The organism is Streptomyces toxytricini (assembly GCF_014649915.1).
GTDB lineage: Bacteria > Actinomycetota > Actinomycetes > Streptomycetales > Streptomycetaceae > Streptomyces > Streptomyces toxytricini.
The window spans coordinates 13,706-33,359 of sequence record NZ_BMTY01000029.1 but is presented as its reverse complement, the minus strand read 5'-3'; the positions used below and the strand labels follow the sequence as shown (position 1 = coordinate 33,359).

Below are 19,654 nucleotides of genomic sequence, written 5' to 3'. Positions count from 1 at the left end.
CGGAATGGCAGACGCGCTAGCTTGAGGTGCTAGTGCCCTTTATCGGGCGTGGGGGTTCAAGTCCCCCCTCGGACACCACGGAAAGACCCCCGCTTCGGCGGGGGTCTTCTTTTGTCTTTCCAAGGGCCGCCCCGGGGTTCGTGCGGAGTCACCGACGGCTGCCGACGCGTTTGACGGCGCGCTGCTGCGCGAGCGTCTCGCCGCCGTGCGGCTGGGTCCGACCGCGCTGCACGCTGCCGTACGCAGCCTGCTCGCCGAGGTGGACGGCGGGAAGCCGGCCTCCGAGGGGCGGTAGGCAGCGCCATCCCCTCACGGCAATGCGGAAGGACCCCGCCATCGGGCGGGGTCCTTCGGGGGGCGGGGCTGTCAGCGGCGAGCGGCGGCGAGTTGCGCCACCCGGCGGCGGACCAGGAACCAGCCGACGACCAGCATCGCGCCGATCACCGGGACGCACATGACGGTGGTGCGGCCCACGCCGCCGTCGCACCACATCAGCACGAGCACGGTGAACAGGAACACCAGGGTGATGATCTGGGTGTACGGGGACCAGGGCAGGCGGTAGGCCGGCCGCTCGACCAGGCCCTGCCGGGAGCGCCGCCAGAACAGCAGCGAGCAGAGCATGACCATGGCCCAGGTGCCGAGGATGCCGAGCGAGGCGAAGTTCAGGACGAGCTCGAAGGCGTCCTTCGGCATCAGGTAGTTCAGGCCGACGCCGGCAAGGCCGAAGGCCGCGGTGAACAGGACGCCGCCGTAGGGGACCTTGCCCTTGTTCATGCGGGCGGTGAACTTCGGGGCGGAGCCGGACATGGCCATCGAGCGCAGGATGCGGCCTGTGGAGTACAGGCCGGAGTTCAGGCTGGACAGGGCGGCGGTCAGCACGACGAGGTTCATGATGCCGGCGGTGCCGGGGATGCCGAGCTTGTCGAAGACCGTGACGAAGGGGCTCTGGTCGGCGGAGTAGGCCGTGTACGGCAGGAGCATGGCCAGCAGGACGACCGAGCCGACGTAGAACAGGCCGACGCGCCACATGATCGAGTTGATCGCCTTCGGCATGATCTTCTCGGGGTTCTCCGTCTCGCCCGCGGCGACACCGCACAGTTCGACGGAGGCGTACGCGAAGACGACGCCCTGGACCACCAGGAGCATCGGCAGGACGCCGGACGGGAAGAGGCCGCCGTTGTCGGTGATCGTCGACAGGCCCGGGGTGTGGCCGCCGATGTCGTGGCTGGTGGCGACCAGGTAGATCGCGACGATCAGGAAGACGACCAGGGCCGCGACCTTGACCAGCGAGAACCAGAACTCCATCTCGCCGAAGTACTTCACCGAGATCAGGTTCGCGGTCAGGACGACGGCGAGCGCGATCAGGGCGAGGACCCACTGCGGGACGGAGGTGAACATCGACCAGAAGTGCGCGTAGGTCGCGGCCGCCGTGATGTCCGCCACGGTGGTGGTCGACCAGTTCAGGAAGTACAGCCAGCCGGCCGTGTAGGCGCCCTTCTCCCCCATGAACTCGCGCGCGTACGAGACGAACGCGCCGGAGGACGGGCGGTACAGGACGAGCTCGCCGAGCGCGCGGACGACGAAGAACGCGAAGACGCCGCACACCGCGTAGGCGATGGCCAGGGACGGTCCCGCACCGGCGAGCCGGCCGCCCGCGCCGAGGAACAGGCCGGTGCCTATCGCCCCGCCGATGGCGATCATGTTGATGTGGCGGGACTTGAGGTCCTTGCTGTAACCCTCGTCACCTGCGTCGACGTGACTGGAGGACGCCGTGGCCGGGGCCTCGGTCAAGGTGCGGTCACTCATGTGGGACTTCGCCTTCGTGGGTGGGACAGGCATGTCGGGCCGCCCCACAGGAGAGCCGGGTGGTGTCACCTGTGCGGGGGTCCGGGAGTTTTTGTCGCCATAGGAGACCATGAGCGTCGGCCATGGCCAAAACCCGGCCCCGCAGACGAAGGCCCCCGACGACCTTCGAAACGGTCGTCGGGGGCCTTGTACGGGCCTGAAAGCGAGGGCGGAAGCCCCGGCGGATCGGGTTCAGGTACGGGGCGGCGTCCCGGCTGCCTGGTCGAGGCGGAAGGCCTCGTTGCCGAGGCCGATGCGGGCGTGCACCTCGGGGCGGCGTACGCGCAGCACGGCCCCGTACGCGAGGCCGCCGGCGGCGGCGAGGCCGATGACCGCGGGCAGCATCCAGCCGAGGACCGAACCCTCCCCGGCGCCGACGAGGACGCCGAAGTCCTTCACCGTGTACACGGCGATGCCGAGCAGGGCGGTGCCGGCGAGCCCGGCGGCGACGAGCCGCCACAGCTGGGCGCCCGCGGTTCCCCGGCGGACGAAGAAGGCGATCACGGCGAACGAGGCGGCCGACATGAGGAGCGTCACACCGAGGGCGCCGACGCTGCCCATCCACGTGAACAGGTGCAGGACCGGCGCGGTGGGGTCCCCGGCCGGGTTGTCGTCGGTGACGGCGAAGGCGAGGACTACCACGGCGGCGACGGCGGTCTGCATCAGCGAGCCGGTGCCGGGCGCCCCGGTGCCGGGGTTGGTCCGGCCGAAGGCGGCCGGGAGCAGCCCCTCGCGGCCCATGGCGAAGGCGTAGCGGGCGACGACGTTGTGGAAGCTGATCATGGCCGCGAAGATGCCGGTCACGAAGAGGACGTGCAGGACGTCGGTGAAGGTGCTGCCGAGGCGGGCCTCGGTGAGCTGGAAGAGCAGGCCGGGGCCGGCCTCGGCGGAGGTCTTGACGACCTCGGAGGGGCCGGTGGCGACGGTGAGGGCCCAGGAGCTCACCGCGAAGAAGAGGGCGACGAAGCCGACCGCGAGGAACATGACGCGGGAGACGACGATGTGCGGCCGGCTGGTCTCCTCGGCGTAGACCGGGGACTGCTCGAAGCCGACGAACGCGGCGATGCAGAAGCAGAGGGCGGTGCCGAGGCCCGCGCCGCCGAGGGTGGCGGGGTCGAAGGCGTGCAGCGAGATGCCCTCGGGGCCGGGCTCGGCGAGGGCTGCGACGTCGAAGACGACGACGAGGACGCACTCGATCAGGAGCAGGACGCCGAGGACGCGGGCGTTCAGGTCGATCTTCAGCCAGCCGAGCCCGCCCGTGACGGCGACGGCGGCCAGGGCCGGGATCCACCACGCGAGCTCGGTGCCCAGGTAGGTGGCGAAGAGGCCGGAGACCTCGAAGCCGAGGATGCCGTAGACGCCGACCTGCATCGCGCTGTACGCGACGAGGGCGACGAGCGAGGCACCGGTGCCGGCGGTGGGGCCGAGGCCGCGGGCTATGTACGCGTAGAAGGCGCCGGCGTTGTGGACGTGCCGGCTCATCTCGGCGTATCCGACGCTGAAGAGGGCGAGCACGAGGCCGAGGATCACGAAGAGCAGCGGCTGTCCGACGATGCCCATCACGCCGAACGTGGTGGGCATCACGCCGGCGACGACCATGAGCGGGGCGCTCGCGGCCAGTACGGAGAGCAGCAGGCCGGCGGTGCCGAGGCGGCCGGCGCGCAGGGCGCGGTCCTGGCCCTTGTAGGTCCGGATCTCGGGCGGGGTGCCGAGCGCGGTGGATCTGCCCGTCGCCATGCGGGGGTCCTTTCGGGGGAAGGTCGAGCAGGGGGGGTCGAGCGGGGCCGTGCAAGGTGGTGCGGTGCGGCGCGCGGGGGTGGGTGCGCAGGGTTGGTGCGCGCGCCCGGCGGGGGTCAAGCGGTGCCGAGCGCGGCGCTGCGCGCCGCGAGGAAGGCTTTCTGCGGGTCGAGGTCCGGGTAGGACCAGGGGGCCGGGGTGGCGTGGCTGCCGATGCGGTGGAAGAGGGCGGCGGCCTCCGCGGGCCTGCCCTCGCACAGCTTGGCGTGGGCGAGGAAGTTCAGGTCGACGCGGTTGCGGGGGTGGTCCTCGCGCTCCCATTCCAGCCACCAGTCGAACGCGGCGCGCAGGACCTGGCGGGCCCGGCGGTTCGACCAGTGCGCGGCGGCGCTGTCGGGGCCGGCGCCGTGGACGGCGGCCAGGACCCGGTAGCGCTCGGCGTGCGCGATGACCGGGAGGACGGCCAGCGGGGAGTCGGCCGGGGACTCCTCGGCGGCCCAGGCGGCGAAGTCGTACACCTCGTGGAGGGGGTCCTGTCCGGCGGCCGGGGCGTGCTCGGCGAGGCGGGCGACCATGAGGTGGTGGGCGTGGTGGTGCTCCCGGTGGCGGGCGCGGACCTGGTCGAAGTGGCGGCTGAACTCCTCCTGCGAGCCGAAGGCGCGGGAGAGCATGAGCAGCCCGAGCCAGGGCGTCGGGTCGGCGGGCAGGAGTGCGGCGGCGCGGTGGCAGGCCTCCTCGGCGGCCTCGGGGGTGCCCTTGCGGCGGAGGGCGGCGAAGACGGCGGCGCAGGCGAGGAGCGTGGCGGCGTCGGCGCTCTCCGGTTCGGCGAGGAGCCATTCGCGGGACCAGGCCAAGGCTGCGGGGGTCTCGGCGAGGACGACGACGCGGTGGCCTCGGCGGTCCCAGTCGTCGCCGGTGCCGGCGAGGAGGGCGCGCGCCTTGGCCCACCTGCCCTGGGTGAACCGGGCGCGGACGTCGACCAGTTCGGTGTCGCAGAGGGCCGGGTCGAAGAGCTGGGCGTCCCGCTTGCGGGCGCGGCCGAGGGGCGGCGGAGGCGGGGACATCCGCGGATTTCCCTCCAGGACGCGGGCACGGTGACGGCTGACGGACGGTGGACGTGACGGGAACGGCTGGGATGATCACGCACAGCAAACCGGTAGGCACAGCTCCGAGTCAAGGTCCGGTCCGCCGGGTGGCGCGTTTCAACTGGTGCGGCGCGGCCGATAGTTGGGGGCCGTCCCGCGGGGTCCGGCCGGCGGGCGGGCGGGCCGTAGGGTGGGGCCATGGAGACGCACGAGGGGCTGCCCCCGTACCTGCTCGGGTTCCCCGGGCCGCTGCGCGACGCGCTGGTGGCGGCCGTGCTGAGCGGGGCGAAGACCACGACGACGGGGCTGCTGGCCGCGTACGAGGCGGAGCGCGAGCCCCTTCCCGCGGCGGGCGACCGGGCGGTCCTCCTCGACTCGGACGAGCGCCCGGTGGCCGTGGTGCAGGTGGCGGAGGTGCGGGTGCTGCCGCTCGCCGACGTGGACCTGCGGCACGCCCTGGACGAGGGCGAGGGGTACGCGTCAGTGGCCGAATGGCGTGCCTCGCACGAGCGGTTCTGGCACGGCGAGGAGACCCGTACGGTGCTCGGCGATCCGGAGTTCACCGTCGGCGACGGCACCCTCGTCGTCGCCGAGCGGTTCCGGGTGGTCTCCCGCCTGCCCTGAGCCCCGCCGCGGCTGCCGGCGCTGCCGCCCGCCCGGGGGTCAGCCCACGGCGGCGGCCGCCGCCCGGCCGGCGGCGCGGCCGGAGAAGAGGCAGCCGCCGAGGAAGGTGCCCTCCAGGGCGCGGTAGCCGTGGACGCCGCCGCCGCCGAACCCGGCCGCCTCTCCGGCCGCGTACAGGCCGGGCAGCGGCTCGCCGGAGTCGGTGAGGACGCGTGAGGACAGGTCGGTCTCCAGGCCGCCGAGGGACTTCCTGGTCAGGACGGACAGGCGTACGGCGATCAGCGGGCCGGCGTCGGGGTCGAGGATGCGGTGCGGGGCGGCGGTGCGGATCAGCCGGTCGCCGAGGTACCTGCGGGCGCCGTGGACGGCGGTGACCTGCATGTCCTTGCTGAAGGGGTTGGCGATCTCCCGGTCGCGGGCGGTGACCTCGCGGCGGACGGTGTCCTCGTCGAGCAGGTCGAGGCCGGTGACGGCGTTCATGCCGCGCACCAGGGCGGGCAGGCCGCGCTCGACGACGAAGTCGGCCCCGCGGTCCATGAAGGCCTGCACGGGCCCCGGCACGGCCTGCCGGGCCCGGTCGATGACGCCGCGCACGGACTTGCCGGTCAGGTCGGGGTTCTGCTCGGAGCCGGAGAGGCCGAACTCCTTGCCGATGATGCGGCGGTTGAGGACGAACCAGGTGTGGTCGTGGCCGGTCCGCATGATGTGGTCGAGGGTCCCGAGGGTGTCGAAGCCGGGGAAGAGCGGTACGGGCAGCCGCCGGCCGGTGGCGTCGAGCCAGAGGGAGGAGGGGCCGGGCAGGATGCGGATGCCGTGGCGGGCCCAGATCGGGTCCCAGTTGGCGATGCCCTCGGTGTAGTGCCACATGCGGTCCTTGTTGATGTGGCGGGCGCCGGCGTCCTCGGCGATGCCCAGCATCAGCCCGTCGACGTGGGCGGGGACCCCGCAGAGCATGCGCTCCGGCGGAGTGCCGAGCCGGTCGGGCCACTGCTTGCGGACGAGGTCGTGGTTGCCGCCGATCCCGCCACTGGCCACGATCACCGCCTGGGCGCGCAGGGAGAACGCGCCGACCGGCTCGCGGCTGCTGGCGGAGCCCCGTACGGCGGAGGACGGCTCCAGGATCTCGCCGGTGACGGTGTCGAGGGCGCCGGCGGTCCGGGAGAGCCCGGTGACGCGGTGGCGGAACAGCATCCGGACGCGGCCGCGGGCGGCGGCCTCGCGGACGCGGCGCTCGAAGGGCTCGACGAGGCCGGGGCCGGTTCCCCAGGTGATGTGGAAGCGGGGGACGGAGTTCCCGTGGCCGAGGGCGCCGTAGCCGCCCCGTTCGGCCCAGCCGACGACCGGGAAGAAGCGGACGCCGAGGCGGTGCAGCCACGCCCGCTTCTCCCCGGCCGCGAAGTCGACGTACGCCTCGGCCCAGCGGCGGGGCCAGGCGTCCTCCTCGCGGTCGAAGCCGGCGGTGCCGAGCCAGTCCTGGAGGGCGAGGTCGCGGCTGTCCCTGATGCGCATCCGGCGCTGCTCGGGGGAGTCGACGAAGAACAGGCCGCCGAAGGACCAGTGGGCCTGGCCGCCGGCCGACTGTGCGGGCTCCTGGTCGAGCAGGATCACGCTGCGGCCCGCGTCGGCGAGTTCGGCGGTGGCCGCGAGGCCCGCGAGCCCCGCCCCGATCACGATCACGTCTGCGTCGTACGTCATGCGAAGTCGCCCTCCGGTCGCCGGTGGGGCCGATCCTTTGCTACGGGGCGGTAACCCGTCAATGGCGGTGCTTGGATGGACCGCATGAGTGCTGCCGACGAGGTGCTGGACGTGGTGGACCGCGACGACCGGGTGACGGGCCGGGCGCCGCGCGGCGAGGTGTACGCGCGGGGCCTGCTCCACCGCTGCGTGTTCGTGCTGGCCAGGGACGAGCGGGGGCGGGTGTTCGTGCACCGGCGGACGGCGTCGAAGCTGGTCTTCCCCTCCCGCTACGACATGTTCGTGGGCGGGGTGCTCGGCGCCGGCGAGGACTACGCCTCGGCCGCGCTGCGGGAGGCGGAGGAGGAGCTCGGGGTCTCCGGGCTGGCGCAGCCGGAGCCGCTGTTCAAGTTCCTGTACGAGGGGCCGGGCGGGGCCTGGTGGTCGTACGTGCACGAGGTGCGCTGCGGCGGGCTGCAGGTACGGCCGCAGGAGTCGGAGGTGGCCTGGCACGCCTGGCTGCCGGAGGACGAGCTGGAGGGCCGCGTCGCGGACGGCTCGTGGCCGTGGGTGCCGGACGGGCTGGAGGCGTACCGGCGGCTGCGGGCCTTCCGGGAGGGCAGGGGGCGGGGCTGACGGGCAGGGCGGGGCGGCCGGGCAGGGCGGGGCGGCCGGGCAGGGCGGGGCGGCCGGGCGGCGCACGGTGCCTGCGGGGTGCCCGCGGCGGGTGGGGGCCCGCGGCGGGTGGGGGCCCGCGGCGGGTGGGGGCCCGCGGCGCGCGCCGGTCCGGGGGCGGGACGTAGATTGGCCGGGTGATCGACTTCGGCAGGGCGGCCCGCCTCTGGTGGGCGCCGCAGCGGGTGCGCGAGGAGGGCGAGCAGCCCGATTACCGGTTTTCCCTGGCCAATGAGCGAACGTTCCTGGCCTGGATCCGGACCGCCCTCGCGCTGGTCGGCGGCGGGTTCGCGGTGGACCAGTTCCTGCCGGACCTGCGCTGGGGCGTGCGCGTCGGCATGGCGCTCGCGCTGCTGGGCGTCGGCGCGGCGTGCGCGCTGCGGGCGGTCAACCACTGGCTGCGCTGCGAGGCGGCGATGCGGCGCGGCGAGGACCTGCCGGTGTCCCGGTTCCCGGTGCTGCTGGGGGTGGGGGTCGGGCTGGTCTCGGCGGCGATGGTCGTGGTGGTGCTGTTCGGCTGGACGGACGGCGGGCCGTGAGCCCCGTACGCCCCTCCCCCGCCGCCGAGCGCGATGCGGGGCTCCAGCCCGAGCGGACGAGGCTCGCGTGGCGGCGTACGACGCTGGCCTGCTCGGTGGCGGCGGTGCTGGGGGTGCGGCAGGTGCTGCGCGGGGCGGGGGTGGTGTGGGAGGCGGCAGGGGCGGCGCTGATCGTGCTGGTGTGGCTGGCGTTCCTGGCGGTGGCGCACCGGAGGATGCAGGAGCTGGCCGCGGCCCGGCCGCCGGGGCTCGCGCCGCGCGCGGCGTCGGGGGTGGTGGCGTGCACGGTGGCGCTGGCGGTGTTCGCGGCGGCGGTCGTCCTCTGAGGCGGCGGGCCCGTCCGGTCGGCGTAGCACACCCGCGCCATTGCGGGCAGAACGGGCAATAAAGGACTTTCAAGGCTAGCCTCGGCGGCATGACCACCCTGCACCACGAGCACATCGAGCACTCCCACGCCCACGGACCCGGCTGCGGGCACACCGCCGTCGAGCACGGCGACCACCTCGACTACGCGCACGACGGGCACCTGCACCGCGAGCACTCCGGCCACTGGGACGAGTGCGAGACCCGCGGGCACACCCCGCACGAGGGCCACGAGCACGCGCACGGCGCGGACTGCGGGCACACCGCCGTCGAACACGGCGACCACCTGGACTACCTGCACGACGGCCACCGGCACGCCGCGCACGACGGCCACTACGACGACCACTGACGGGCGAAACCCCCCGGACCTCGCGCGCCCCCCACTCCCCCGGCCCCCGGACGGCTGGCAGGATGCCGACTGCCCGTCACCGAGACCAGGGGAGAGCGCAGATGACCGCCGAACCGCCCTACACCGTCCGACTCGCGGACGGCGTGTACGCCTACGTGCAGCCGGACGGCGGCTGGTGCCTGAACAACGCCGGCTTCGTCAGCGACGGCGGCCGCACCCTGCTCGTCGACACCGCCGCCACCGAGCGGCGGGCGCTGGCCCTGCGGGACGCGGTCGCCGCCACCGGGGTGCCGCTGCCGCGCACGGTGGTCAACACCCACCACCACGGCGACCACACCTACGGGAACGGCGTGTTCGCCCCGGACGCCCTCGTGCTCGGCCACGACAGCGCACGGACCGAGCAGCTCGCCGCCGGGCACCAGCTGGAGCTGATCTGGCCGGGGACCGACTTCGGCACCGTGGAGATCACCCCGCCCGACCTCACCTACAGCGACCGGATGACCCTCCACCTGGGCGGAACGGAGGTCCGGGTCATCCACCCCGGAGTCGCCCACACCACCGGCGACTCGGTCGTCTGGCTGCCGCAGCAGGGGGTCGTCTTCACCGGCGACCTGGTCTTCGCCGGGGGCACTCCGTTCCTCGCGATGGGTTCGCTGGCCGGCTCGCTGCGGGCGCTGGAGCTGCTGCGCTCCCTCGGTGCGGAGACCGTCGTACCGGGGCACGGGCCGCTGACCGACCCGTCGGCGTACGACGCGACCGAGCGCTACCTGCGGTACGTGGAGGAGCTGGCCCGGGAGGGCCGGGCGAAGGGGCTCACCCCGCTGGAGGCCGCCCGGGAGGCGGACCTCGGCGAGTTCGCCGCCTGGCGCGAGGGCGAGCGCCTGGTCGCCAACCTGCACCGGGCGTACGCGGAGCTGGCCGGCGAGCCGGAGGGGGCGCCGCTGGACATCGTGGCGGTACTGACGGACATGACGGTGATGAACGGCGGGACGCCGATTCTCTGCCACGCCTGACCAGGGCCGGTGGCGGGGCCGGGGGCGGCGGCTCGGCACCGCGCACTGGACGACATACCGACTGGTCGGCATGATGGCTTCCGGCGATCACGGCCGGTCCGCCGTCGATCCGCCGGCACGTCTGTCCGCCCCACCCGTCCTCTCCGCACGGAGGTGCGCACCATGAGCCCAGCACCCGCCGGAGCCGCCCCCCGCGGCCTCGACCCGGAGCGGCTGCGCGCCCGCCTGGACCGCGACCTGCCGGGGCTGGTCGCCGGGCCGCTGCAGGGCCGGCTGATCGAGGGCGGCCGGTCGAATCTCACGTACGAGGTCACCGACGGCGCCTCCCGCTGGGTGGTGCGCCGCCCGCCGCTGGGGCACGTCCTGGCCACGGCCCACGACATGCGGCGCGAGCACCGGGTCATCGCGGCCCTGCACGGCACGGCGGTTCCGGTGCCGAAGCCGCTCCTGCTGTGCGAGGACGAGTCGGTACTGGGCGCGCCGTTCTACGTGATGGAGTTCGTGGAGGGCGTCCCCTACCGCAGTGCGGAGCGGCTCGCAGCGCTCGGCGCGGAGCGGACGCGCAGCCTCGTCCTCGGCCTGGTCGACACGCTCGTCGACCTGCACGCGGTGGACCCGCGGGCGGTGGGCCTGCAGGACTTCGGCCGGCCGGAGGGGTTCCTGGAGCGGCAGCTGCGCCGCTGGGGCAAGCAGCTGGAGGCGTCCCGCGGGCGCGAGCTGCCCGGGATCGACGAACTGCACGGGGCGCTCGCCCGCACGCTGCCCGGCTCCCCCGCGGCGACGGTGGTGCACGGGGACTTCCGCCTGGACAACGTTCTGGTCGGGGAGGACGGCGGCGACCTCCGGGCGGTCCTGGACTGGGAGATGTCCACGCTCGGCGATCCGCTGACCGACCTCGGGCTGCTGGTGATGTACAGCACCGACCTGGGGCTGGGCGACTCCCCCGTCAGCACGGTGAGTTCCGCGCCCGGGCATCCCTCGCCCGCGGAGCTGGTCGAGCGGTACGCGGCCCGCTCCGGCCGGGACGCCGGCGCGATCGGCTGGTACACGGCGTTCGCCTGGTTCAAACTCGCCGTGATCCTCGAAGGCATCCACCGCCGCTACACGCTGGGGCAGACGGTGGGCGGGGGCTTCGACCGCATCGGCGAGCTCGTGCCGGTGTTCGTCGAGCACGGTCTGACCACACTCGACGAAGAAGGCTGAGGCAGTCCCGCATGGATTTCGCATTCGACGCCCGGACCGAGGAACTCCGGACGCGGCTCCTCGCGTTCATGGAGGAGCACGTGTACCCGGCGGAGCCCGTTGCCGCCGAGCAGCGCGCCCGGCTGGCCTCGCCGTGGGACACCCCGCCCGTCTTCGGCGAGCTGAAGGCCGAGGCGCGCCGCCGCGGGCTGTGGAACCTCTTCCTGCCCGACGAGAGGTACGGCGCCGGGCTGACCAACCTCCAGTACGCCCCGCTGGCGGAGATCACCGGGCGCAGCCCGCACCTGGCGCCCATGGCGGTGAACTGCGCCGCCCCCCACACCGGGAACATGGAGCTGCTCGCGCAGTTCGGCAGCGAGGAGCAGCGCAAGCAGTGGCTGGAGCCGCTGCTGGCCGGGGAGATCCGGTCGGCGTTCGCGATGACGGAGCCCGAGGTCGCCTCCTCGGACGCGTCCAACATCGAGACCCGCATCGAGCGCTCGGCGGACGGCTCCGCGTACACGGTGACGGGCAGGAAGTGGTACATCTCCGGCGCGATGAACCCGGACTGCAAGGTGTTCATCGTGATGGGCAAGACCGACCCGGACGGCCCGGACCCGCGCCGCCGGCAGTCGATGCTGCTCGTCCCCCGCGACACCCCGGGCGTCGAGGTGCGGCGCGCGATGACGGTGTACGGGTACGCGGACCACGACCACGGCGGGCACGCCGAGGTCGTCTTCGACGGGGCCCGCGTCCCCGCCGCGAACCTGATCGGCGAGGAGGGGGCCGGCTTCGCCATCGCCCAGGCCCGGCTCGGGCCGGGCCGCATCCACCACTGCATGCGGCTGATCGGGATGGCGGAGCGGGCGATCGAGCTGATGTGCCGGCGCGCGGTGGAGCGTACGGCCTTCGGCGGCGAGCTGGCCTCGCAGGGTGTCGTGCGGGGCTGGATCGCGGACGCCCGGGTGTCGGTGGAGCAGCTGCGGCTGCTCGTACTGAAGACGGCGTGGCTGATGGACACCGTCGGCAACCGCGGTGCGCACACCGAGATCCAGGCCATCAAGATCGCGACGCCGCGGGCGGTGGTGCGCATCCTGGACGACGCGGTGCAGCTGCACGGCGCGGGCGGCGTCAGCCAGGACTTCCCGCTGGCCGAGCTGTGGGCGGCGGCGCGGACGCTGCGGCTGGCGGACGGGCCGGACGAGGTCCACCAGCGGTCGCTGGCCCTGCGCGAGCTGAAGCCGTACCGCTGACGGAACCGTCAGGGGCGCAGGGCCCGCAGCAGCAGGTCGGCGAGGTGGTCGGCGACCTGCTGCGGACTGAGCGGGCCGTCGGCCCGGTACCAGGTGGACAGGTGGTGGACGGACCCGAAGTGGTAGTCGACCACCAGGTCGGCGGGGGTGGCGGTGGAGAACACCCCGCTGCGCTGCCCCTCCTCGACGAGGGCGCGGAAGCGCTCGTGGTAGCGGCGGCGCTCGGCCCGCACCTGCTTGTGCTTCTCCGGGCTGAGCTGGTGCATCGACCGGAAGAAGATGGCTGCGTCGTCGAGGTTCTCGATGGTGGTGACGACGACGTCGGCGGCGGCCGCCCGCAGCCGCTCGGCGACGGGGGCGTCGGAGTCGGCGACGGCGTCGAGGCGCTGCTGCTGGAGGCGCAGCATGCGCGCGTACACCTCGTGCAGCAGGTCGTCCTTGGAGCCGAAGTAGTGGTAGAGGGCGCCCTTGGTGACCCCGGCCGCCTCGACGATCTCCTGGACGGAGGTCCGGTCGTAGCCGCGCTCGGCGAACAGCCGCGTGGCCACCGCCAGCAGCCGCTGCGGCACCGGGGTGTCGTGCGTGCCTTCGGGCTCCGTCGTCCTGGCGGCCATGGCGCCGTCCTTCCTTCCTGTGTTCCGCGGCCGGTACGGCCGGTGAGGGGCCTGCCTTCGTGCGACCCTACGGCTGTTTCCGGCCGCGGTCGCGCAGCTCCCGACGCAGGATCTTGCCACTCGTCGTCTTCGGCAGGACGGGCAGGACCTCCACCTCGCGCGGGTACTTGTACGCGGCCATCCGGGCGCGGCAGTACGCGGACAGCTCGGCCGGGTCGGCGGCGGCGCCGGGCAGCAGGCTCACGTACGCCTTGACGGTCTCCCCGCGGTAGGCGTCGGGCACGCCGACGACGGCGGCCTCCCGGACGGAAGGGTGGGTGTGGAGCACGTCCTCCACCTCGCGCGGCCAGACCTTGAACCCGGAGGCGTTGATCATGTCCTTCTTGCGGTCGACGACGTAGAGCCAGCCCTCGGCGTCCATGAAGCCGACGTCGCCGGTGCGCAGCTCGCCGCCGGGGAAGGCCTCGGCGGTCTCCTCGGGGCGACCCCAATAGCCGTGCGCGAGCTGGGGGCCGCGTACGGCGATCTCGCCGATCTCGCCGACGGGGACCTCGGCGCCGCTGCCGTCGAGGATGCGGACGGCGGTGTCGGCGCCGGGCAGGCCGACGGAGAGGGTGCCGGAGGCCGGGTCGACGGGTGCGTCGAGGTGGACGGGGACGGAGGCGACGGCCGCGGAGGACTCGGTGAGCCCGTAGCCGTTGCGCAGCCGGATCCCGAAGCGGGAGCGGAGCCGTTCGACCAGGGCGGGCGGGACGGGGGCACCGCCGGAGGAGACCACCCGGAACGAGGCGAAGTGGTCCCGGGTGGCGGCGGGATGGGCGGCGAGCGCCGTGAAGGCGGTGGCCGGGCCGATGGTGTAGGCGGGGCGGTGTTCGAGGAAGGCGTCGAGGACGACGGCGGGGTCGAAGCGGTGGGCGAGGACGAGGGTGCCGGCGTTGGCCAGGCAGGCGCCGAGCTCGCACACCATGCCGGTGATGTGGAAGAGGGGGGCGAGGGCGAAGTAGGCGGCGCCCTCGGGGAGGGGGTGGCCGACGACCTGGCGGCGGGCGTTGTGCGTGAGGGCGCCGTGCGGATTGACGGCGCCCTTGGGGGTGCCGCTGGTGCCGGAGGTGTAGCTGATGAGCGCGGGGTCGGCGGCGGTGAGGCCGGGGTCGGGCGGGGCCGGGAGGCCGCGACGGGCCGTGCGGGCGAGGTCGGCGGGTGCGGGGGCGGGCGGCGCGTCGGGGGCGTCGGGAACGTCGGCCGCGTCCGGGGCGTCGGGGGCGGGGCCGAACACGCGGGCGTCGTCGCGGGACTGGAAGTCGCGGTCGCGGGCGGTCAGGACGGTCGTCACCGCGGTGCCGGCGGCGGCCGCCCGCAGCCCGGCCGCCCAGGCGCGGTCCGCACAGACCAGTGCGGCGGCGCCGGAGTCGCGCAGGACGTGCCGCGCCTCGGCCTCCTTGTACATGGGATTGAGGGGGACGACGACGGCGCCGGCCTTCCAGGCGGCCAGGACGGCGAGCACGAAGTGCGGGGTGTTCTGCAGCGCGACGGCGACGCGGTCGCCGCGGCCGACGCCGCGGGCGGCGAGGTGGCCTGCGAGGGAGTCGCTGAGCGCGTCGGCCGCGGCGTAGTCGACGCGGCCATCGAAGTAGGCCAGCGCCGTACGGCCGGGAGCGCGCCGGGCGGCGGTGCGGAAGGCGTGCAGCAGGGTCGGCGGCGCGTCCAGCGGGGCGCGCTGGGCCGGGCTGAGCAGCCGCACCCAGGGACGCGCGGCGTACGCGGAGGCGGGCGACGGCGTCGTGGGGGACGGCGCGGCGGCAGCCGGGGCCGGAGGTGCGGCCGGGGCTCCGGGTGCGGCCGCGGGGTGGGGTGCGGGGTGGGGTGCGGCCGCGGCGCGGGGCGCCGGGTGGGGTGCGGTCACCGCTGCTCCCATGTCCGTTGGAGCCGGTTCATGCCGTTCAGCCAGCGGTCGGGGTCGGCGGCGCGTCCGGCGGCGTGCTGCGCCACCTCGGGGTGCGGGAGGATCAAGAACCGGCCCTTCTCCATGCCGTCGAACAGGGCGTCCGCGACCGCGTCCGGCTCGATCGCGGTCGGCGCGAGGACGAGCTCGCCCGCCGAACCGGCGGCGGCGAGCATGTCGGTGCGGACCCCTTGCGGGCAGATGGCGTGGACGCGGATGCCGCGGTGGCGGTAGGTCAGCGAGAGCCACTCCGCGAAGGCGAGCGCACCGTGCTTGGTGACACTGTACGGGGCCGCTCCGATCATGGTGAGGAGGCCGGCGGCCGAGACGGTCGAGACGAAGCGGCCGCTGCCGCGCTCCAGCCAGTGCGGGAGCAGCAGCCGGGCGGCGCGGACGTGGGCCATCACGTTGGTGTCCCAGGCGGCCTCCCACACGGCCTCGTCGGCGAAGGCGTCGCCGCCGGCGGCGATCCCGGCGTTGGCGCAGTAGACGTCCACCTCGCCGCCGAGGACCTCGCGGGCCTCCGCGGCGACGGCCGACGCATCGCCGGGCAGGGCGGTGGCGCGGTCGCCGATCGACGCGGCCACGGCGGCGGCCCTGTCCGCGTCGAGGTCGTTGACGACGACGGTCGCACCGCGGGCGGCGAACCCGCGGGCGAGGGCGGCGCCGATGCCGCCGCCGGCGCCGGTGACGACGACTCGCTGGTCCTGGTACGCGTTCGCAACGCCCATGCTCACGGGGATCACCTTTCACGGCCGGCCGGACGCCGACAGACTAACCGGTCGGTATGTCGGGCTGGAAGGGTGCCGGGACCTAGCGTGGCGGGATGACGCAGAGGCCGGGACTGTCGCGACGGGGGCTGTTGGGACTGGCGGGAGCGGCGGGTGCGGGCGCTGCCCTCGTACCGGGTGCCGGGCCGACCGGGGCTGCACGGGCGGCGGGCCGGACCGCCGCCGAGGGGCCGCCGGCGCGGTCCGTGCGGCGCGCGGAGCGGGTGCAGACGGGTTTCGAGCGGCTCGCCGCGGACGGCTACGCGCTCCTCGCCGGGCAGCGCGTGGGCGTGGTCACCAACCCCACCGGGATCACCGCCGACGCCCGGCACCTGGTGGACGTCCTGCACGCCGACGCGCGGGTCCGCCTCGTCGCCGTGTTCGGGCCGGAGCACGGCTTCCGCGGGACCGCCCAGGCGGGCGGCTCCGAGGGGCCCGGCCGCGATCCGGCGACCGGGCTCCCGGTGTACGACACGTACGGCGCGAGCGGGCAGCAGCTCGCCGACCTGTTCACGGCGGCGGGCGTGGACACCGTCGTCTTCGACATCCAGGACGTCGGGGCGCGGTTCTACACCTACATCTGGACCCTGTACGACTGCATGCGCGCCGCCGCACAGGCCGGCAAGGCGGTGGTGGTGCTGGACCGGCCCAACCCGGTCGGCGGGCGGCGGGCCGCCGGGCCGGTGCTGGAGCGGTCGTACGCGAGCTTCGTGGGGCGTGAGCCGATCGCCCTCGCGCACGGCATGACGGCGGCCGAGCTGGCGCTGCTGTTCAACGGGGAGTTCCTCGCGGCCGCCCCCGCCAGGCTGCACACGGTGCGGATGTCGGGGTGGCGGCGCGAGTCGTTCTTCGGGGAGACGGGGCTGCCCTGGCTGCCGCCGAGCCCGAACATGCCGACGCCAGACACGGCGCTCGCATACGCCGGGACCTGCCTGTTCGAGGGCACGAACCTGTCGGAGGGGCGCGGTACGGCCACCCCGTTCGAAGTGGTGGGTGCGGAGGGCGCGGACCGCCGGTGGGCGGAGGCCGCGGATGCGCTCGGGCTCCCGGGCGTGTGGTTCCGGGAGGCGTACTTCACGCCGACGTTCTCCAAGCACGCGGGGAAGGTGTGCGGCGGGGTGCGGCTGGTGGTGCACGACCGGTCCGCGTTCGACCCGGTGCGGGCGGGCATCGGGCTGCTGGTGACGGCGCGGCGCACGGTGAGCGGGTTCGCGTGGCGCGCGGACCACTGGATCGACCGGCTGACCGGCTCGGACCGGGTGCGGAGGATGGTCGACGCGGGCGCCGGAATCGACGAGGTCGCCGGCGACTGGGCGGCGGGGCTCGCCCGGTTCACGGCCCAGCGGGAGCAGTACCTGCTCTACCGGTAGGGCGAACGGCGGCTGCACGGGTATGGCCGGTGCGGGTGGGCGGCAGGATCCTGGACACACCAACCAGCGGCGCGAGGGGGAACCCATGGCGGCGGAACCGGGAGCGGGGACGGGAACGGGGCAGCGGGCGGTGGCGGGGGCGGCGGCAGCGCCGCAATCGCACGGGGGCGGCGCGGGGGCGTCGCCCGGGAGGGAGGTCGCGGCCGCCGGAGTGGCCGTGTCCCCGTACGCGGAGCTGGTCTTCGACGCCCAGGGCGACGCCGATCCGGCCGGTCTGCGGGCCGTTGCGGGCATCGACGCCACCGATCTGCTGGTCTTCGCGCACGGCTGGAACAGCGACCGGCCCACGTCGACCCGCCTCTTCGACCGCTTCTACGCCCCCTTCCCGGGGCTGGTGGGGCCTCAGGTGCGGCTGGGGTACGCGGGGGTGATCTGGCCCTCGATCCGCTTCCCGGACGAGCCGATCCCCGACTTCGAGTCCCTGATCGCGCCCGAAGCGACCGACGCCCCCGTGCCCGTCCCCGCCGCCGGCACGGCCCTGGACGCCGCGACGCGCAGGGCCCTCGCGGAGTTCTGGCCCGGGCACGGACCGCAGCTGGACCGGATGGCCGAACTGCTCTCCGCACGGCCGCAGCCGGCAGAGGCGCTCGCCGAGTTCGGCCGGCTCGTACGGCAGGTGGCCGGAGTCGGCGGTGCGGGCGCCGGCGGTGCGGTCCGGGCCGCCGTCGAAGCCGGGAGCTCAGACGCGCCGGAGCGCGGAGTCCCCGCCATCTTCGCCGAGGACGTGCAAGAGGTGTGCCGGACCCTCGCGGACGGCCTGGCGGCGGCGGCCGCGGGCCCGGCCGTACCGGCGCTGTCCGCGGCGGGCGACCCGGGCGCCCTGTGGGACGGTGCGAAGGAGCTGCTCCGGCAGGCGGCGTACTACGAGATGAAGAAACGGGCCGGCACGGTCGGCGAACGGGGCCTCGGGCCGGCCCTCGCCGAACTCGCGGCCCGACGGCCCGGACTGCGCGTCCACCTGATCGGCCACAGCTTCGGCGGCCGCGTGGTGGCGTTCTCCCTGCGCGCCGTCCCCTCCGGGGCCCGCCACGTGAAGTCGCTGACCCTGCTTCAGGGCGCCTTCTCGCACTACGCTTTCGCCGACCGGCTCCCCCACGACACCGGGCGCGGAGGCGCCCTGCGCGGCCTGCAACACCGGGTCGACGGCCCCGTGGTGGCCTGCCACTCCAAGCACGACGCCGCACTGCGGGTCTTCTATCCGCTGGCCTCCCGGATGGCAGGGGATTCGGCCGGTCTGCTCGGGTTCGACGCGCGGTGGGGCGCGATCGGTCACGACGGGGTGCAGGCCGTCCCCGGAGCGGTGCGGCTCACCCTCGCGGCGGCGCTGCGGTCGGGGGTGCCGGTCTCCGGTTGCGTCAGCGTGGACGCCGCTTCGGTGGTCCGGCGCGGCGGTCCTCCGGCGGGGGCGCACAGCGACATCTGCCACGCGGAGCTGGCACGCGTGGTGGTGGCCGCGGGGCGCATGGGGCGCTGACTTCCGGCCATGTGCCACCCGCACGCCTCGTCCGCCCCCGCATGCGCCTGCGCCTGTCGGGGCATGTTGGGCACATCCCACGGTGCGTCGTCGTTCGACCGAGTACGGCGCCGCGGTGTGGACGGCGCGAGGCGGAGGTGAGGGTGTGATGGCAGGTTTCCGGAGCCTGGCTTACCAGGTGCGTGATGCGCGCAACGACCGTGCCCTGCGGCGCCATTCGCTGCGCCGCTGCCTGGAGCGGTTCGCACCGTACGGGCACAGGGCGACCTGGTGGCATCTGTGCGACCGGCACGGCATCGCGCCGGAGGACCGGGGGGCGGACCCGCAGCGGCTGGTCGCGGCGCTGGAGGAGCTGGAGGAGGCGCGGGCGGTCTGGCTGGCGTACGAGCGCCAGTTCGCGGAGCGGCGCCGACGCGAAAAGCACGACGGACTGCGCCGCCCCGAGTGGGCGTGGGGCGGCAGCGGGGACGCGGTGGTCCGCTGCGCCGACCCTGGCGTGCGCCCGGACGGGACGCTGGCGGAGGTACTGCGCCGGCTGGTCGCAGCGCTGGAGTCGGAGCCGGGGACGTCCTGCCCGGTCTGCGGCGAGAGGGAACTGCACTGGCCCGCACCGGTGCCCGCCCCGAGACGGGGGCGCGGAGCGGCCCGCGGCGCGGCGTGCGGCCGCCGACCGGCGGGCCCCGGCACCGCCGGGGCGTGGGAAGGAGCCTGGGCCTGGGACGGCCCGGTCTGCGCGGGCTGCGGAATCGTGGTCCCCAGACCGGCCCTGGCGGACTCGACCTGGTCCACACCACCGGCTTCCGCCACGGCAGGGGCGGCATAAGGCATCCGGGACAAGCGGAAAGCGAGTCGGCGCCCGCGGACTGACGGCGTGGCGGGGCGATGCGGGGCGCGGGGGTCTCCGCACCGCCGCCGACGACCCGGACACCACACCCACCCCGAACCCGACAACGCGCCGACGCGCCGAGCCACCGAGCCGCCGAGCCGCCGAGCCGATCAACCCAGCCGGCACGCAAACAGCCCGCGCCAATCCAGCCCGCGCGGCGCTTGAGCGCCACGGGCGCACAGCGCCCGGACCCCCTGCA

Annotated in this window: 18 protein-coding genes; 11 read left to right on the top strand and 7 right to left on the bottom strand. The window is 74.7% G+C overall.

From position 1 onward, the window contains the following. Window positions 1–366: 366 nt before the first annotated feature. The 3 genes from IE170_RS29265 to IE170_RS29255 all read right to left on the bottom strand — a co-directional run bounded on the left by IE170_RS29265 (window position 367) and on the right by IE170_RS29255 (window position 4,646). Window positions 367–1,806 (bottom strand): amino acid permease, encoded by a 1,440-nt coding sequence (locus IE170_RS29265; protein WP_189812495.1) that lies wholly within the window; start codon window positions 1,804–1,806, stop codon window positions 367–369. A gap of 231 nt (window positions 1,807–2,037) precedes the next feature. After that, on the bottom strand, window positions 2,038–3,582 hold the full coding sequence (locus tag IE170_RS29260; RefSeq protein WP_189812494.1) for an APC family permease: 1,545 nt from the start codon (window positions 3,580–3,582) through the stop codon (window positions 2,038–2,040). A gap of 116 nt (window positions 3,583–3,698) precedes the next feature. Continuing rightward, window positions 3,699–4,646, bottom strand: a complete 948-nt coding sequence (locus tag IE170_RS29255) for a hypothetical protein (protein WP_189812493.1) — start codon at window positions 4,644–4,646, stop codon at window positions 3,699–3,701. Between the two features lie 219 nt (window positions 4,647–4,865). Here IE170_RS29255 and IE170_RS29250 point away from each other — a divergent pair, with 219 nt between their 5' ends. Next, window positions 4,866–5,291 (top strand): ASCH domain-containing protein, encoded by a 426-nt coding sequence (locus tag IE170_RS29250; protein ID WP_189812492.1) that lies wholly within the window; start codon window positions 4,866–4,868, stop codon window positions 5,289–5,291. A gap of 39 nt (window positions 5,292–5,330) precedes the next feature. Here the strand turns inward: IE170_RS29250 and IE170_RS29245 are convergent, their stop codons facing one another. Further along, window positions 5,331–6,986 carry an FAD-binding dehydrogenase gene (locus tag IE170_RS29245; RefSeq protein WP_189812491.1) on the bottom strand — a complete coding sequence of 552 codons (1,656 nt, stop codon included), beginning with the start codon at window positions 6,984–6,986 and terminating at the stop codon, window positions 5,331–5,333. Window positions 6,987–7,070: 84 nt separating this feature from the next. Between IE170_RS29245 and IE170_RS29240 the strand changes: the two genes are divergently transcribed. The 7 genes from IE170_RS29240 (at window position 7,071) to IE170_RS29210 (ending at window position 12,339) form a co-directional block, all read left to right on the top strand. Then, the gene (locus IE170_RS29240; protein ID WP_189812490.1) at window positions 7,071–7,601 is read left to right on the top strand and encodes an NUDIX hydrolase; all 531 of its coding nucleotides are present in this window, start codon (window positions 7,071–7,073) and stop codon (window positions 7,599–7,601) included. Between the two features lie 176 nt (window positions 7,602–7,777). After that, window positions 7,778–8,179 (top strand): YidH family protein, encoded by a 402-nt coding sequence (locus IE170_RS29235; RefSeq protein ID WP_189812489.1) that lies wholly within the window; start codon window positions 7,778–7,780, stop codon window positions 8,177–8,179. Continuing rightward, window positions 8,176–8,505 (top strand): DUF202 domain-containing protein, encoded by a 330-nt coding sequence (locus tag IE170_RS29230; RefSeq protein WP_189812488.1) that lies wholly within the window; start codon window positions 8,176–8,178, stop codon window positions 8,503–8,505. The genes IE170_RS29235 and IE170_RS29230 overlap by 4 nt, the downstream gene beginning before the upstream one ends. A gap of 89 nt (window positions 8,506–8,594) precedes the next feature. Further along, window positions 8,595–8,891 (top strand): hypothetical protein, encoded by a 297-nt coding sequence (locus IE170_RS29225; RefSeq protein ID WP_189812487.1) that lies wholly within the window; start codon window positions 8,595–8,597, stop codon window positions 8,889–8,891. A 101-nt stretch (window positions 8,892–8,992) separates the two neighbouring features. Then, a complete protein-coding gene (locus IE170_RS29220; RefSeq protein ID WP_189812486.1) occupies window positions 8,993–9,904 on the top strand; it encodes an MBL fold metallo-hydrolase in 912 nt (303 codons plus the stop codon). Between the two features lie 162 nt (window positions 9,905–10,066). Further along, on the top strand, window positions 10,067–11,107 hold the full coding sequence (locus tag IE170_RS29215) for a phosphotransferase family protein (RefSeq protein ID WP_189812485.1): 1,041 nt from the start codon (window positions 10,067–10,069) through the stop codon (window positions 11,105–11,107). A gap of 11 nt (window positions 11,108–11,118) precedes the next feature. Next, window positions 11,119–12,339 (top strand): acyl-CoA dehydrogenase family protein, encoded by a 1,221-nt coding sequence (locus IE170_RS29210; RefSeq protein ID WP_189812484.1) that lies wholly within the window; start codon window positions 11,119–11,121, stop codon window positions 12,337–12,339. Window positions 12,340–12,347: 8 nt separating this feature from the next. Here the strand turns inward: IE170_RS29210 and IE170_RS29205 are convergent, their stop codons facing one another. The 3 genes from IE170_RS29205 to IE170_RS29195 form a co-directional block, all read right to left on the bottom strand. Further along, window positions 12,348–12,953 carry a TetR/AcrR family transcriptional regulator gene (locus tag IE170_RS29205; protein ID WP_189812483.1) on the bottom strand — a complete coding sequence of 202 codons (606 nt, stop codon included), beginning with the start codon at window positions 12,951–12,953 and terminating at the stop codon, window positions 12,348–12,350. A gap of 67 nt (window positions 12,954–13,020) precedes the next feature. Beyond that, the gene (locus tag IE170_RS29200) at window positions 13,021–14,694 is read right to left on the bottom strand and encodes a class I adenylate-forming enzyme family protein (protein WP_229885277.1); all 1,674 of its coding nucleotides are present in this window, start codon (window positions 14,692–14,694) and stop codon (window positions 13,021–13,023) included. Window positions 14,695–14,852: 158 nt separating this feature from the next. Further along, on the bottom strand, window positions 14,853–15,626 hold the full coding sequence (locus IE170_RS29195) for an SDR family oxidoreductase (RefSeq protein ID WP_189812536.1): 774 nt from the start codon (window positions 15,624–15,626) through the stop codon (window positions 14,853–14,855). A gap of 95 nt (window positions 15,627–15,721) precedes the next feature. Between IE170_RS29195 and IE170_RS29190 the strand changes: the two genes are divergently transcribed. The 3 genes from IE170_RS29190 (at window position 15,722) to IE170_RS29180 (ending at window position 19,392) form a co-directional block, all read left to right on the top strand. Next, complete coding sequence (locus tag IE170_RS29190) at window positions 15,722–17,035, top strand: exo-beta-N-acetylmuramidase NamZ family protein (protein ID WP_189812481.1); 1,314 nt, start codon at window positions 15,722–15,724, stop codon at window positions 17,033–17,035. 217 nt (window positions 17,036–17,252) lie between these two features. Next, a complete protein-coding gene (locus tag IE170_RS29185; RefSeq protein ID WP_189812480.1) occupies window positions 17,253–18,569 on the top strand; it encodes an alpha/beta fold hydrolase in 1,317 nt (438 codons plus the stop codon). 148 nt (window positions 18,570–18,717) lie between these two features. Continuing rightward, on the top strand, window positions 18,718–19,392 hold the full coding sequence (locus IE170_RS29180; protein ID WP_189812479.1) for a hypothetical protein: 675 nt from the start codon (window positions 18,718–18,720) through the stop codon (window positions 19,390–19,392). Window positions 19,393–19,654 lie beyond the last annotated feature (262 nt).

Bases quoted from the DNA above. Each gene is read 5' to 3' on its own strand.
- IE170_RS29190 (WP_189812481.1), top strand. From the start codon at position 15,722: ATGACGCAGAGGCCGGGACTGTCGCGACGGGGGCTGTTGGGACTGGCG.
- IE170_RS29245 (WP_189812491.1), bottom strand. From the start codon at position 6,986: ATGACGTACGACGCAGACGTGATCGTGATCGGGGCGGGGCTCGCGGGC.
- IE170_RS29215 (WP_189812485.1), top strand. From the start codon at position 10,067: ATGAGCCCAGCACCCGCCGGAGCCGCCCCCCGCGGCCTCGACCCGGAG.
- IE170_RS29205 (WP_189812483.1), bottom strand. From the start codon at position 12,953: ATGGCCGCCAGGACGACGGAGCCCGAAGGCACGCACGACACCCCGGTG.
- IE170_RS29255 (WP_189812493.1), bottom strand. From the start codon at position 4,646: ATGTCCCCGCCTCCGCCGCCCCTCGGCCGCGCCCGCAAGCGGGACGCC.
- IE170_RS29260 (WP_189812494.1), bottom strand. From the start codon at position 3,582: ATGGCGACGGGCAGATCCACCGCGCTCGGCACCCCGCCCGAGATCCGG.
- IE170_RS29220 (WP_189812486.1), top strand. From the start codon at position 8,993: ATGACCGCCGAACCGCCCTACACCGTCCGACTCGCGGACGGCGTGTAC.
- IE170_RS29195 (WP_189812536.1), bottom strand. From the start codon at position 15,626: ATGGGCGTTGCGAACGCGTACCAGGACCAGCGAGTCGTCGTCACCGGC.
- IE170_RS29180 (WP_189812479.1), top strand. From the start codon at position 18,718: ATGGCAGGTTTCCGGAGCCTGGCTTACCAGGTGCGTGATGCGCGCAAC.
- IE170_RS29240 (WP_189812490.1), top strand. From the start codon at position 7,071: ATGAGTGCTGCCGACGAGGTGCTGGACGTGGTGGACCGCGACGACCGG.
- IE170_RS29265 (WP_189812495.1), bottom strand. From the start codon at position 1,806: ATGAGTGACCGCACCTTGACCGAGGCCCCGGCCACGGCGTCCTCCAGT.
- IE170_RS29210 (WP_189812484.1), top strand. From the start codon at position 11,119: ATGGATTTCGCATTCGACGCCCGGACCGAGGAACTCCGGACGCGGCTC.
- IE170_RS29225 (WP_189812487.1), top strand. From the start codon at position 8,595: ATGACCACCCTGCACCACGAGCACATCGAGCACTCCCACGCCCACGGA.
- IE170_RS29250 (WP_189812492.1), top strand. From the start codon at position 4,866: ATGGAGACGCACGAGGGGCTGCCCCCGTACCTGCTCGGGTTCCCCGGG.